This is a genomic window from Kitasatospora sp. NPDC054795, assembly GCF_053611565.1.
The window spans coordinates 1-13,195 of sequence record NZ_JBSHAP010000190.1; the positions used below are offsets into that span (position 1 = coordinate 1).

Sequence of the window (13,195 nt, forward strand, 5' to 3'; positions counted from 1 at the left end):
GTACGTCTGTGCACGGGCCGGCGCGCCGGCCGACGCGCCGGCGGTGTGGCGGCGGCCACGTGTGCAGCTGACCCGCCCCCGCCCGGCCGCCTGCCAAGCTGGACCGCATGACCAACCGCAGAAACCCGCTCGTCGCCGTGGCCGTGCTGATCCTGGCGCTCCTGGCCGGGGCCGGGTACCTCCTCGCCAACCAGGGGAGCAGCCACCCCAAGGCCGCCGCGAGCGCCACCGGGAGTGCCGGCGCGGCCGCCGGCACCGGCGCCACGACGTCCGGGTCCGCGGCGCCCAAGCCCTCGGCCCCCAAGCCGACCCCGCCCGCCGGGGGCGCCGGCAGCTCCCCGGCCCCGGCCGGCACCTGGGTCCCGACCGACCCGGCCATGGCCGACGTCTGCCGCACCAAGCTCCCCGGCCAGGCCCAGGACACCCTCGGTCTGATCGCCAAGGGCGGGCCCTACCCGTACAACCGCGACGGCATCGTCTTCGAGAACCGGGAGAGCCGCCTCCCCAGGAAGACCGGCGGCTACTACCACGAGTACACCGTGGTCACCCCGGGCTCCAACGACCGCGGCACCCGCCGGGTGGTGACCGGCGACTCCGGCGAGCAGTACTGGTCCGCCGACCACTACGCCACCTTCCAGGAGATCGACTCCCGCTGCTGAGCGGGGCCGCCGGGGCCGCCCGCACCGCGCATTCGGCCCGCCGCACCGCGCATTCGGCCCGCCGCACCGCGTCGGCGGCCCGCCTCACCGCGCCCGCCGCCAGGTGATCCGGGGGTGCGGTGCGTGCGGGCCGGTGGTGACCAGGGCCGTCAGCTCGTGGAGCACCGGGGCCGGGTCGCGGCGGAGCTGGGCCGGGGTGGTGCGCACCACCGGGAGGCCGGTGGCGGTGAGGCGGTTGGCGCGGGCCAGGCCCCGTTCGTGCTCGGCCGGGCGCAGGTGCCAGGCGCGGGAGTCGATCTCCAGGGCCACGCAGGCGTGCGGCCAGTAGGCGTCCGGGACGGCGAGGAAGCGGCCGTCCAGGAAGAGCACCGGGTTCCACAGCGGGTCCGGCAGCCCGGCGTGCGCCAGCAGTTCGCGGGCCTCGCCCTCCACCACCGACCGCACCCCGACCGTCAGCTCCTCCACCACCCCGGCCACCTGGGGCAGCCCGAGCGCACCCGGGCGGGACAGCAACTGGTCGAGCAGCTCGCCGAGTTCGCAGTGCCGCCGCTGGACGGCCTCCGCGCACAGCGCCCGGAACCGGCGCTGCCCGGTCTCCCTCGGCGCGAGATCCGCCAGGGCCCGGGCGACCGTGGTGCTCCACAGTCCGTCGGCGCGCTCGAAGCCGCCCGGCATCGCCCCGGACGCCCGGTGGATCCGGACGAACTCCCGGTCCCCGACCCGTCGTTGGCCGGGGATCAGGATGTCGACCGCGTTCAGGTCGGACGGGTGGCCGGCGCTCGGCAGCCCGGCCTCGGCCAGGACCGCCAGGCCGGTCAGCAGCACCTCCCCGGTCCGTGGTTCGCGTCCCTTCGGCGTCGCGTACGCCAGGGCGGCCCGCAGCCTCTGATGGAACGTCAGTCTTCCGCTCTGCAGGCAGATCACCCGGGGCAGCACCTGCTGCCACGGCCCGCCCGGCCGCAGCCGGTGGGCGATGGTGCCGGAGGGCACCCCGAGCCGGCGCAGCTGCGCGCGGGTGGCGATGTGCTGCTGGTCGGCGCCGAGCAGGGCGACCGGATCGAGGGGATTCGCGCGGGTCATGCCCCGGTGCCTGCCCGCCGGAATCGGAGGTATGCGAAACATCCCCCGTCGGTGGGGACGGCGGTCACGGGTGTTGACGCGACGGCGGCCGAGCCGCTCAGCTGGATGCCATATGACCATTCCATTCACGCACACCGGCCCCGCGCTGGACGCGCTCCTCGGCCTCCGCACGGGCGACGCCCTCGGAGCCCAGTTCTTCGTCCCGGAGACCGCCCGGACCCACCTCGCCGCCCGCACCGAACCGCCCGGCCCCTGGCCCTGGACCGACGACACCGAGATGGCCTGCTCGGTCCACGCCGCGCACACCGAGCGCGGCGCGATCGACACCTTCGACCTCACCTACGCCTTCGCCCTGCGCCACGACTTCGACCGCGGCTACGGCCCGGCAGCCAACCGGCTGCTCCGGCTGATCCGCGAGGGCGGCGACGCCCGGCGGCTGGCCGCCGAACTCTTCGACGGCCAGGGCTCCTACGGCAACGGCGCCGCGATGCGGGTCGCCCCGCTGGGGGCGGCGTACGCCGAGGACCCGGCCGCCGCCGTCCGGCCCGCCGCCGACACCGCCCTGATCACCCACACCCACCCGCAGGCCGTGGACGGCGCGATCGCGGTCGCGGTGGCGGCCGCGTACGCGGTGCGGGCCCGCACCCGGCCGATGACACCGGAGCGCTTCCTGGAGTCGGTGGCCGGCCTCACCCCGAACGGTGCGGTCAAGGACGGCCTGGTGGAGGCCCGCGCGCTGCTCGCCCGGTCGGACTTCCGGCTCGCCGCGCAGGTGCTCGGCAACGGCAGTCGGACGTCAGCGGCGGACACCGTCCCGTACGCGCTGTGGTGCGCCGCCCGGAACCTGGCCGACTACCGCGCCGCCGTGTGGGACGCGATCGCGGCCGGCGGCGACATGGACACCGTCGCGGCGATCACCGGCGGGGTGGTGGCCGCGCACACCGGCACCGTCGGCATCCCGCGGACCTGGCTGGCCGCCTGCGAGCCGCTGCCCGACTGGGCGTTCCCGGAGCCGGGCGGCGTCCGCGCGGCCGGCGAACCGCACCTGACGCCGATCGGCCTGCCCCGCCCGCACCCCGTGCCCGACCTGCTCTGGTCGGACGCCGACTGGGAGCGGATCAGGCGCGGCCTGCGGGCCCGGGACGCGGACGAGCGCTGGGCCTCCGTGGTCTCCGAGGGCGTGCTGCACCTGCACCGCAGCGTGGGTGGCGCGGAGGTCTACCGGGTCCGGTTGGCCCGGGTGCGGGGCGGCTGGCAGCCGGTCGAGGCCGTGGTCGAGGCGCACCCGGGACGCCACCGGGCCTGGGACGACCGCACCGCCCTGCCGGCCCTCCTGGGGCGTGTCTGACACTTCCCGCCGGGTGCGCGGCGCGGGCTTCGCGAGCCTCGGCCACGAGCCGTTCCGGGACGGCCTCAGGCGGTGATCATCAGCTGCCCGGCGCCGCTGCCGCCCTGTCTAAGGCACTCCTGGTTGATCGCCGGATCCGGGGCGCTCGGCGAGGTGGCGGCGGCGATCCGCAGCTCGATGATGTCCCGGACGGCCGGCCACTCGTCGTCGAGGATCGAGTAGAACGCGGTGGAGCGCACCACGCCGTCCAGCCCGCGCGAGTGCGCCCGGCGGACGCCCTCGGAGGTCGCGCCGAGCCGTTCGATGGCGGCGCGCGAGCGCAGGTTGCGGGCGTCCGCGCGCAGCGAGATCCGCTGCACGCCCCAGGTCTCGAAGGCGTGGCGCAGCATCAGCAGCTTGGCCTCGGTGTTGATGCCGGTGCCCTGGGCGCGCGGCGAGAGCCAGGTGTTGCCGATCTCGGCCGCGTCCGGGACGGCCGTGGCCGGATCGCCGAACGGGACCCCGGGTGCGGGCGGCCACACCATCGGGCCCTGCCAGTAGTCGAGTTCCAGGAACCGGGTGGAGCCGACCACCCGGCCGTCGGCGAGGTTCACCGTCGCGAACGGCAGTGACCGGCCCGCGGCCTGGTCGGCGAGCGCCCGCGCGACGTAGTCGCGGGCGGCCTCCCGGCCGTGCGGGACGGGGGTGAAGGCGTAGGTCGTACGGTCCTCGGCGCCGGCCTCGGCGATGGCCTCGGCATGGTGCGCGGCGAGTGGCTCCAGCCGCACGGTGCGGCCGGTGAGGATGACAGGTACGGGCACGGAACCTTGGTCCTTCATCGGTCGGAGGGTGCCTCCCGCGCCGGGGTACGGCTCGGGGTGCTCTGGGCTGGGTACGCCTGGGCCCGGGTCCGCCGGCCGGGTACCCGCGCACGCCGGAGGTCCGGTCGGACGGGGTGGGGGCGGCGGCCCGGAACGGGCGGCGCGGGGTGCCGGAACGGACACGGATCCTCGGACCGGTCCGGCGGGAAGAGCGACGGGACAGTGTGCGTCCGCGAGATGGCCGAGGAGGGTACGAGAGCGCGAAGGGAAGCAGGCGGCCAGGTGAAGGCAAGATGCGTCGTGGGTGGCTGGCCGAGCACCGGACCGGGACGTGGCCGACGGCGTTACGGACGACGTGACGACGACGCGACGATGCGAGGCAGCGAGAGGACGATACCCGCCAGAAGGCGGTGCGTCACTTCGCGGCACGCGAATGGCCGCGCGGGCCGTTCGCGTGCCCTGCGGACCGGCCCCTCGCAGGGCCCTGACCAGGGAGTCTTCGGCCGGGTGCGATCATGGTCCGGAGCGCTCGTCCGAGGCCGTCGGGCGAGCCCCCCGGGGAGCCGTCGGACGGGCCCCGCGGGGCCCGCGGACGGGAGGTCCGCAGGACGGGGGCCGGCGGCGGGAATTCCGGCGGCGCCCGGCGCGCTGGACAGGACGAGAAGCCGGTCGACCGGGACGAGCAGGGAACGGGGTTGGGTGCGCGGTGCGTGACTTCCAGGCGTTGTACGAGCTGGATCAGCAGGGCGTGGCCGCCGTTGCCGCGGCCAACGAGCAGTTGCGCGACACCGGTGCCGGCCTCGTGCTGCTCCAGCACTTCGAGGGCTTCATGGACGCCGGGGAGGCCGGCGGCCAGGTGGTGGCCCACCTGCTGGAGACGGGCGCGCCGCAGGTGGTGGCCCGCTTCGACCACGACCGTCTGGTGGACTACCGGGCCCGTCGCCCGGCGATGGTCTTCGACCACGACCACTGGACGTCCTACGACCCGCCGGAGATCCTGCTCCAGCTCGTCCACGACGCCGCCGGCGCGCCGTTCCTGCTGCTCACCGGCCCCGAGCCGGACGTCGAGTGGGAGCGCTTCGCGCGTGCCGTCCGCGAGCTGGTGGACCGCTTCGAGGTGCGGCTCTCCGTCGACTTCCACGGCATCCCGATGGGCGTGCCGCACACCCGCCCGGTCGGCCTGACGCCGCACGGCAACCGGCTGGACCTCGCCCCGGGCTACCCGCAGTGGTTCGAGCAGGCGCAGGTCCCGGGCAGCGCCCAGGCGCTGGTGGAGTACCGCCTGGGCGAGGCCGGGCACGACGTTCTGGGTTTCGCCGTGCACGTCCCGCACTACGTGGCCCGCTCCGCCTACCCGGCGGCGGCCGTGCAGGTCCTGGAGGCGGTGCAGTCCGCCACCGGGCTGGTGCTGCCCGGCACCGGGCTGCGAGAGCGGGTCCCCGAGGTCTACGCCGACATCGAGGAGCAGCTGGCCCAGGGGGACGGCGAATTGCGCTCGGCGATCCGCGGCATGGAGGGCCAGTACGACGCCGTGGCGGGCGCGGAGGGCCGGGAGAGCCTGCTGGCCGAGCCGGCGGACCTGCCCTCGGCGGACGAACTGGGGCGGCGCTTCGAGCAGTTCCTGGCCGAGCACGAGCGCGGCGCGGAGTAGCCGGCGCGGAGTAGCCGGAGCGGACAGAGCGGGCGGGCGGAACCGGGCGGCCGGACGGGGTCCGAGGGGCGGATTCCGGCCGGATCCGGCTCGTCGTGCGGCGATCGGGCGCGGGTGGGAGTGATCGGCCGCGATCGTTCGTTGGCCCCTGGTGTGCCCGGGGGACGGGCCGCCGTAAGGAGCCGACCGTGACCCGTATCCCCGGGGGGAGACCATGCCGAGGACCGCACGCCCGACCATCGCCCTGACCGTCGGACTGGCCGCAGTGCTGCTGGCCGGCTGCACCGACAACGCCGGTACCGACCAGCAGGGGAGCGCCGCCGCGGGCGCGACGCCCGCCCGCGCGCAGGCCGGCGCGAACCCGTCGCCGACCGGCCCGTACGTCGCGCTCGGCGACTCGTACACGGCCGGGATGAAGCTCCCGCCGCAGGTCGGCGAGCCGGGCGCCTGCTACCGCTCCGGGGCCAACTACCCGTCCCTGGTGGCGAAGGAGCTCTCGCTCGCCGCCGGGCAGTTCAAGGACGTCAGCTGCAGCGGCGCCCGCACCGGGGACCTGACCGGTCCGCAGAAGGTCGCGGACGGCACCAACCCGGCCCAGCTGGACGCGCTGACCGCGGACACCCGGCTGGTCACCCTGGGGATCGGCGGCAACGACGCCGGCTTCATGGAGGTCGTGACCGAGTGCGCCAAGGCCAACCTGGTGGACATCGTCAAGGGCGTGATCACCGACAGTGCCGACCGGATCAGCGATTCGCCCTGCCGGGACCACTACGCGGCCGGCAACGGCACCGACGACGTCCAGCGCAAGGTGGAGGCGGCCGGCGACCGGATCGGCCAGGTGCTCCAGGACGTCAAGAAGCGCTCCCCGAAGGCCAGGGTGTACGTGATCGGGTACCCGGGGCTGCTCCCGGCCGACCCGGCGAGCTGCCTTCCGGTGCTCGGCAACGCCGTGGCCGCCTCCGACCTGGGCTTCCTGGTGGAGAAGCAGCAGCAGCTGAACGGCATGCTCAAGAAGCGCGCGGAGGCCGCCGGAGCGGTGTTCGTGGACCTCGCCGGGCCCTCGGCCGGGCACGACATGTGCGCGGGGGAGGACAGGCGCTGGGTGGAGCCGCCCCTGCCGGCCCAGGGGCTGGTGCCGATCCACCCCAATGCCAAGGGGCAGGAGGCGGTGTCCGGCGTGGTTCTGAAGGCGATCAGGGGCTGAGGCCGCCCGGGCCGGGGGACGTTCGGGACGCAGGGGCGCAGGGGCGTAGGGGCGTAGGGGCGTAGGGGCGCAGGGGGCGCGCGGGGCTGCGCCGTCCGGGTGGGGTCGACTCGCCGGGGCGGGCACCCGCGCGCCGCGCACCGTTCACGCCCCGGCCCGCGCTCCTTCGCGCGCGGCACACCCCGCGTGTCGGGGGCCCGGCGTACGGTGAAGGGCATATGGACGACACCACGCACCGCCTCGCCGCCCCGATCCCGTACGACCACGCTGCCGAGGCCCGCTGGGTCCCCGAACCCGACAAGCGCCCGGGCCGTACGGCCTTCCAGCGGGACCGCGCCCGGGTGCTGCACTCGGCCGCGCTGCGCCGACTGGCCGGCACCACCCAGGTGGTCGCCCCGATGCGCAGCGACTTCCCGCGCACCAGGCTCACCCACTCCCTCGAATGCGCCCAGGTCGGGCGGGAGTTGGGGGCCGCCCTGGGCTGCGACCCGGACCTCGTGGAGACCGGTTGCCTGGCCCACGACATCGGCCACCCGCCGTTCGGCCACACCGGCGAGGAGGCCCTCGACCAGGCCGCCGAGGCCTGCGGCGGCTTCGAGGGCAACGCCCAGTCGCTGCGCATCCTGACCCGGCTCGAACCCAAGCGCTTCGCGCCCCAGGAGGAGCAGCCCGCCACCCGGCTCGCTCCCTGGCCGGGCCGAAGCGTCGGCCTCAACCTGAGCCGGGCCGCCCTCGACGCCGCCACCAAGTACCCGTGGACCAAGGGCGCCCACCCCACCGACCCGGCCTCGCCCAAGTACGGCGTCTACGCCGACGACCTGCCGGTCTTCCGCTGGCTGCGGGCCGGCTCCCCGACCGGGCGCAAGTGCTTCGAGGCCACCGTGATGGACTGGTCCGACGACGTGGCCTACTCCACCCACGACGTCGAGGACGGCCTCCAGGCCGGCCACATCGACCCGGCCGCCCTGCGCGCGCCCGGTGAGCGCGCCGAGCTCTTCGAGGTCGCCGAGCGCTACGCCGGGGACGCCGAGCCCCAGGAGCTGTCCGACGCCCTGGACCGGCTGCTCGCCCAGGAGTGGTGGCCCCGCTCCTACGACGGCACCGCCCGCGCCCGGGGCGGGCTCAAGGACCTCACCAGCCAGCTGATCGGCCGTTTCTGCCTGGCCGCCGAGCAGGCCACCCGCGCCCGCTACGGCCCCGGCCGGCTCACCCGCTACACCGCCGAGCTGGTGGTGCCGAGGGACGTCCGGCTGGAGTGCGCGGTGCTCAAGGCGGTCGCCGTCCGCTACGTCATGCAGCGCGACGAGCAGACCCAGCTGCGGGCCCGCCAGCGGATCGTGATCGCCGAGCTGGCGTACGTCCTCACCCAGCGCGCCCCCGAGGGGCTGGACCCGGTGTTCGCCGCCATGTACCGCGAGGCCGAGGACGACCGCGCCGCCCTGCGCACGGTCATCGACCAGATCGCCACCCTCACGGACGCCTCGGCCCTGGCCCTGCACGCCAAGCTGGTCGGCGCCGCCTGGGCGTAGCCGCCCGGAGGCGGCCGCCGCGGATCGAATGCCCGGCCGTCCCAGTAGACTTCCGGAGTGGCCGGGCGGATCAGGGACGAAGACGTACAGGCGGTGCGCAGCGCACTGCCGATCGACGCGGTGGTCGGCGACTACGTACAGCTGACCAACGGTGGCGGTGGCGAGTACAAGGGCGTCTGCCCCTTCCACGACGAGAAGTCCGCCTCCTTCTACGTGAACCCCGCCAAGGGCGTCTTCCACTGCTTCGGCTGCCAGGAGAACGGCGACACCATCGCCTTCCTGATGAAGATCGAGCACTTCACCTTCGCCGAGGCCGTCGAGCGGATGGCCGCCCAGGCCGGCATCACCCTGCGCTACGAGGAGGGCGGCTACAGCCCCCGCCACCAGCAGGGCGAGCGCACCCGGCTGGTCGAGGCGCACAAGGTGGCCGCCGCCTACTACCGGGAGCAGCTGGCCTCGCCGGAGGCGGAGATCGGCCGCCGCTTCCTGGCCGAGCGCGGCTTCGACGAGGAGGCCGCCACGGTCTTCGGCGTCGGCTACGCCCCCGTGGGGTGGGAGCACCTGGTCCGCTACCTGCGCGGCAAGGGCTTCACGGACAAGGAGATCCTGCTGGGCGGCCTCGCCTCGCAGGGCCAGCGCGGCGGCCTGATCGACCGCTTCCGGGGCCGGCTGGTCTGGCCGATCCGGGACATCGCCGGCGAGGTGGTCGGCTTCGGCGCCCGCCGCCTGCGCGAGGACGACAACGGCCCGAAGTACCTCAACACGCCCGAGACCCCGATCTACAAGAAGTCCCACGTGCTGTACGGCATCGACCTGGCGAAGAAGGAGATCGCCAAGTCGGGCCGCGCGGTGGTGGTCGAGGGCTACACCGACGTGATGGCCTGCCACCTGGCCGGGGTCACCTCGGCGGTGGCCACCTGCGGCACCGCCTTCGCCGAGGACCACATCAAGATCATCCGCCGGCTGCTGATGGACACCTCGCAGTACCGGGGCGAGACCGTCTTCACCTTCGACGGCGACGCGGCCGGCCAGAAGGCCGCCCTGCGCGCCTTCGAGGACGACCAGAAGTTCGCCGCCAAGACCTCCATCGCGGTCAGCCCGGGCGGCATGGACCCGTGCGAGCTGCGCCTGGCCCAGGGCGACGAGGCGGTCAAGCACCTGATCGACAACCCGGTCCCGCTCTTCGAGTTCGCGCTGAACTCGGTGGTGGCCCGGCACCGGGTGGACACCCCGGAGGGGCGGTCGGCGGCCCTGGAGGAGTCGGCCCCGATCGTCGCCAAGATCAAGGACCGCTCGATCCAGCACGAGTACGCCGTCCGCCTGGCCGGCATGCTCGGCATCCTGGACGAGCAGTTCGTCGTCCGCCGGATCTCCCAGCTGGCCCGCTGGGACCGCGAGCGCCAGCAGAACCCGCGCGGCGCGGCCGCCCAGCGCCGCCCGGAGTCGGCCCAGCCGCAGCGCCCGGCGCAGCCCGCCTTCCGGCTCAACCCGCGCGACCCGGCCCAGTTCGTCGAGCGCGAGCTGCTCAAGCTGGCGCTCCAGCACCCGGACCTGGTCAGTCCGGCCTTCGACCACTACGGCGAGGACGAGTTCCCGACCCCGCCGTACACCGCCGTCCGGCAGGCCATCGCCAAGGCCGGCGGCGCCGCGCACGGGGCGGGCCTGCCCGACTTCACCAGCGCGGTGCGCGAGGCGTCCCCGGACGACCAGGTGCGCTCGCTGGTCACCGAGCTGACCGTCGAGCCGGTGCGCTCGCGCCGCAAGGTGGACGCGATCTACGCGGGGGAGTTCCTGGTCAAGCTGCGCATGCTGGCGGTGGACCGGCGGATCACCGAGGTCCGCGGCTACCTCCAGCGGCTCGGCCCCCGGGCCGAGGCCGAACAGCTGCACGCGGTGCAGACCGAGCTGTGGCAGCTCCAGCAGTACGGGCAGGAGCTGCGCAGCCGGGGTGCGGCCGCTCTCTAGCGTTCGCTTCGCAGAAAGTCGGCGCACGAGTCTCGGCCACGGAGTGTGGCGTACCGCACACTGGAGGACGTCCCACCTCCGTACAGCGCGGGTCCGCCAGAGTCGCGCCCGCCCCGAGGGGATGCCCGTGGAGCAAGGCCTCGTCGCAGCGACCACCACCAGTACGGGAACGAAGCCCGCCGGACCGGCCGGTCCGCAGGAGACCGGGGAGCAGGAGACCCATCACGGCCGGGCCCGGGCCGCGCCCCCGGACGGTGCCCGGATCCCCGCCCAGGGCCTGCCGGAGGGCCACCCGGACAGCCCGGTCCCGGAGACCGAGGCCGTCCCCGGGGCCGAGCCCGGGGCCGAGCCAGGGTTCGAGCCCTCGCCCGGAGCGCGGGCCGGGGCCGGGGCCCGGCGGGAGCGCCGGGGGCCCGCCGAGGACACCGGGCCGGCCGCCGACCTGCTGCGCCAGTACCTGCGCGAGATCGGCCGGATCCGCCTGCTCACCGCCGCGGAGGAGGTCGAGCTGGCCCGCCGGGTGGAGGCCGGCATCTTCGCCGAGGAGCGGCTGAACGGCGATCCGCCGCCGCCCGACCCGCTGGCCGGCGAGCTGGACTCCCTGGTGGTGCGGGGCCGGATCGCCAAGCGGCGGCTGATCGAGGCGAACCTGCGGCTGGTGGTCTCCGTCGCCAAGCGCTACGTCGGCCGCGGACTGACCCTGCTGGACCTGGTCCAGGAGGGCAACCTGGGACTGATCCGGGCGGTGGAGAAGTTCGACTACACCCGCGGCTTCAAGTTCTCCACGTACGCGACCTGGTGGATCCGGCAGGCGATGAGCCGGGCGCTGGCCGACCAGGCCCGGACGATCCGGGTGCCGGTGCACGTGGTCGAGCTGATCAACCGGGTGGTCCGGGCCAAGCGCGGCCTGCTCCAGGAGCGCGGCCTGGAACCGACGGCGGCCGAGATCGCCGCCGCCCTGGAGCTGACCGAGGAGCGGGTGCGCGAGCTGCTTCGGCTCGCCCAGGAGCCGATCTCGCTGCACACGCCGGTCGGCGAGGAGGAGGACGTCGCGCTCGGGGACCTGATCGAGGACGCCGACGCCGCCTCGCCCGCCGAGTCCGCGACCTTCCTGCTGCTGCGCCAGCACCTGGAGGCGGTCCTGGCCACCCTGGGGGAGCGGGAGCGCCAGGTGGTCCAGCTCCGCTACGGGCTGGACGACGGCCGCCCGCGCACGCTGGAGGAGATCGGCGCGGTGTTCGGTGTCACGCGGGAGCGGATCCGCCAGATCGAGTCGAAGACCCTGGTCAAGCTCCGCGACCACGCCGGCGCGGAGCAGCTGCGCGGCTACCTCGACTAGCGGCCGGTCGTGGTCAGGACGGACCGGCCGACTCGGCCGACTCGGCCGGCCCGGTCGGAGCGGCGGCGGGCGCTGCTGGCCCGGTCGGTGCCGTCGGTGCCGTCGGGTCGACGGGTGCCGCCGGGTCAGCCGGTGTGGCCGGGTCGGCCGGTGTGGCCGGTGTGGCCGGGGCCGGGGTCGTGGGCGCTCCCGCGCCGGTGCCCGGCGGGGGAGAGGCGGGACCGATCGGGATCGGGGTGGAGGCCACCACCATGGCCAGGTCGGAGACCACCGCGGTGCAGTCGTGGCCGGCCGGCTGGTAGCCGCAGACCTGGAAGGTGACGGTCGGGTCAGCCGCGTTCAGCATCGCCGAGTAGTTGTCGTAGCCCCAGTGGATGAGCGCCGTCTCGGCGTCGCCGGCGCTGTCGCTGATCGTCGCGTAGTCCTTCGGCTCGCCCTCGGTGATGGCCGCCCAAGCCGCCCGGCAGGTCTGGCTGTACCGGAGGTAGACGACCACCTTGCCGATCACCTGGGTCTGCAGCGTCCGGGCGTCCTTGCCGCAGCCGGTGGTCTTCGGGTCCTTGTGCGCGCAGCCGACGGCCTGACAGGCCGGGGCGCCCGGGGCGGGCTTGGCGCTGGGGGAGACGCCGGCGTCGGCCGCCGAGGCCTGTCCGTCGTGCCGGCTGATCCGCAGGCCCACCAGCACCAGCAGCAGCGCCAGCACGGCCGCGCCGGTGAGCAGCGCCGCCGGACGCCGCCACCAGGTGAGGGGGGCGGGCCCGGGCTCCTGCCCGGTCACCGGCGCCTCGCAGGCGGCCGGTTCAGGGGCGGTGGTCTCCTCGGGGGCGGGGCTCTTGGCCGCGGGCTCCTCGGGGCCCGGGGGTTCGTCGGCGACGGCCGGCCGCTCCGGGCCCCGGCCGTCGCGCTCCTCGGCGACCGTGGTGCCCGCGCCTGCACCGGAGCCCGCGCCCGTGACCGGCGCCGGGGCCTGCGGCTCCGCCACCGCCTGCCGCCACAGCACCCGCAGCGCGGCCGCGTCGCAGTCGACCGTCCCGGCCAGCGCGTCCAGCGCCTGCTCGGTGACGACCCGTTTGCCGTTGAGCCAGCGCTCCCAGGAGGCCCGGCTGTAGTGGGTCCGGGCGGCCAGTTCGGACAGCGACAGTCCGGCGGAGTCCTTGATGGCCCGGAGCTCCTCCGCCAGGCGTCTGGCGGGCTCGGACAGCTCCTCGGGCAGCTGCTTCCAGGCGGAACCCAACGCGGGCGCTCCAAACTCGAGAAACGGGGACGGGGAACGGGCGAGCGGCAGGTCCCGGCCCGGGCCGTTCGGCGTCTCCGCTTCTCCAACCTGATCGGCCTGGCGTCCCAAACCCCAGGTCATGGCGCTGAGACGGACGGAAGTGTCTCACAACCCCCGGAGGCGCTCGAACATTCACGTGGTCATCGTGCAGAGTTCTCTGGCCGGTGCGGTTCGCCCGTCGGTGGAACCGTTCGGACGCCGATCGATCACCCGTCGGTCCGCACCCGTTCCCGGCCCCCACCGGACCGGGGGGGCCGCCGCGGGGGGGGGGGCCCCCGGGCGCCCGGGTGATGAGGCGGGGGGGGGGGGTGGGGGGGCGGCGCCCCCCCGGCAGGTGGTGCGGG

Annotated in this window: 10 protein-coding genes; 7 read left to right on the forward strand and 3 right to left on the reverse strand. The window is 75.2% G+C overall.

Annotated features, from left to right (window positions below):
• Positions 1–107 precede the first annotated feature (107 nt).
• Positions 108–659, forward strand: coding sequence for a ribonuclease (locus tag ACWGJO_RS38680; RefSeq protein WP_452190314.1), 552 nt, complete (start codon positions 108–110; stop codon positions 657–659).
• Positions 660–743: 84 nt separating this feature from the next.
• On the opposite strand, the gene ACWGJO_RS38685 is transcribed toward ACWGJO_RS38680, so the two are convergent.
• The gene (locus ACWGJO_RS38685; RefSeq protein WP_452190315.1) at positions 744–1,739 is read right to left on the reverse strand and encodes a hypothetical protein; all 996 of its coding nucleotides are present in this window, start codon (positions 1,737–1,739) and stop codon (positions 744–746) included.
• A 112-nt stretch (positions 1,740–1,851) separates the two neighbouring features.
• Between ACWGJO_RS38685 and ACWGJO_RS38690 the strand changes: the two genes are divergently transcribed.
• On the forward strand, positions 1,852–3,087 hold the full coding sequence (locus tag ACWGJO_RS38690) for an ADP-ribosylglycohydrolase family protein (RefSeq protein ID WP_452190316.1): 1,236 nt from the start codon (positions 1,852–1,854) through the stop codon (positions 3,085–3,087).
• Positions 3,088–3,152: 65 nt separating this feature from the next.
• On the opposite strand, the gene ACWGJO_RS38695 is transcribed toward ACWGJO_RS38690, so the two are convergent.
• Positions 3,153–3,887 (reverse strand): GNAT family N-acetyltransferase, encoded by a 735-nt coding sequence (locus ACWGJO_RS38695; protein WP_359902930.1) that lies wholly within the window; start codon positions 3,885–3,887, stop codon positions 3,153–3,155.
• Positions 3,888–4,593: 706 nt separating this feature from the next.
• On the opposite strand from ACWGJO_RS38695, the gene ACWGJO_RS38700 reads away from it, so the two are divergent.
• The 5 genes from ACWGJO_RS38700 to ACWGJO_RS38720 all read left to right on the forward strand — a co-directional run bounded on the left by ACWGJO_RS38700 (position 4,594) and on the right by ACWGJO_RS38720 (position 11,575).
• Positions 4,594–5,538: a PAC2 family protein gene (locus ACWGJO_RS38700; RefSeq protein ID WP_452190317.1), complete on the forward strand. Its 945-nt coding sequence runs from the start codon at positions 4,594–4,596 to the stop codon at positions 5,536–5,538.
• Between the two features lie 214 nt (positions 5,539–5,752).
• Complete coding sequence (locus ACWGJO_RS38705) at positions 5,753–6,742, forward strand: SGNH/GDSL hydrolase family protein (protein WP_452190318.1); 990 nt, start codon at positions 5,753–5,755, stop codon at positions 6,740–6,742.
• Positions 6,743–6,960: 218 nt separating this feature from the next.
• Positions 6,961–8,271 (forward strand): deoxyguanosinetriphosphate triphosphohydrolase, encoded by a 1,311-nt coding sequence (locus ACWGJO_RS38710; protein ID WP_452190319.1) that lies wholly within the window; start codon positions 6,961–6,963, stop codon positions 8,269–8,271.
• Positions 8,272–8,328: 57 nt separating this feature from the next.
• Positions 8,329–10,236 carry a DNA primase gene (gene dnaG / locus ACWGJO_RS38715; RefSeq protein ID WP_452190320.1) on the forward strand — a complete coding sequence of 636 codons (1,908 nt, stop codon included), beginning with the start codon at positions 8,329–8,331 and terminating at the stop codon, positions 10,234–10,236.
• 121 nt (positions 10,237–10,357) lie between these two features.
• Positions 10,358–11,575 carry a sigma-70 family RNA polymerase sigma factor gene (locus tag ACWGJO_RS38720; RefSeq protein ID WP_452190321.1) on the forward strand — a complete coding sequence of 406 codons (1,218 nt, stop codon included), beginning with the start codon at positions 10,358–10,360 and terminating at the stop codon, positions 11,573–11,575.
• Between the two features lie 13 nt (positions 11,576–11,588).
• Here the strand turns inward: ACWGJO_RS38720 and ACWGJO_RS38725 are convergent, their stop codons facing one another.
• On the reverse strand, positions 11,589–12,809 hold the full coding sequence (locus ACWGJO_RS38725; RefSeq protein WP_452190322.1) for a DUF2690 domain-containing protein: 1,221 nt from the start codon (positions 12,807–12,809) through the stop codon (positions 11,589–11,591).
• Positions 12,810–13,195: the final 386 nt, after the last annotated feature.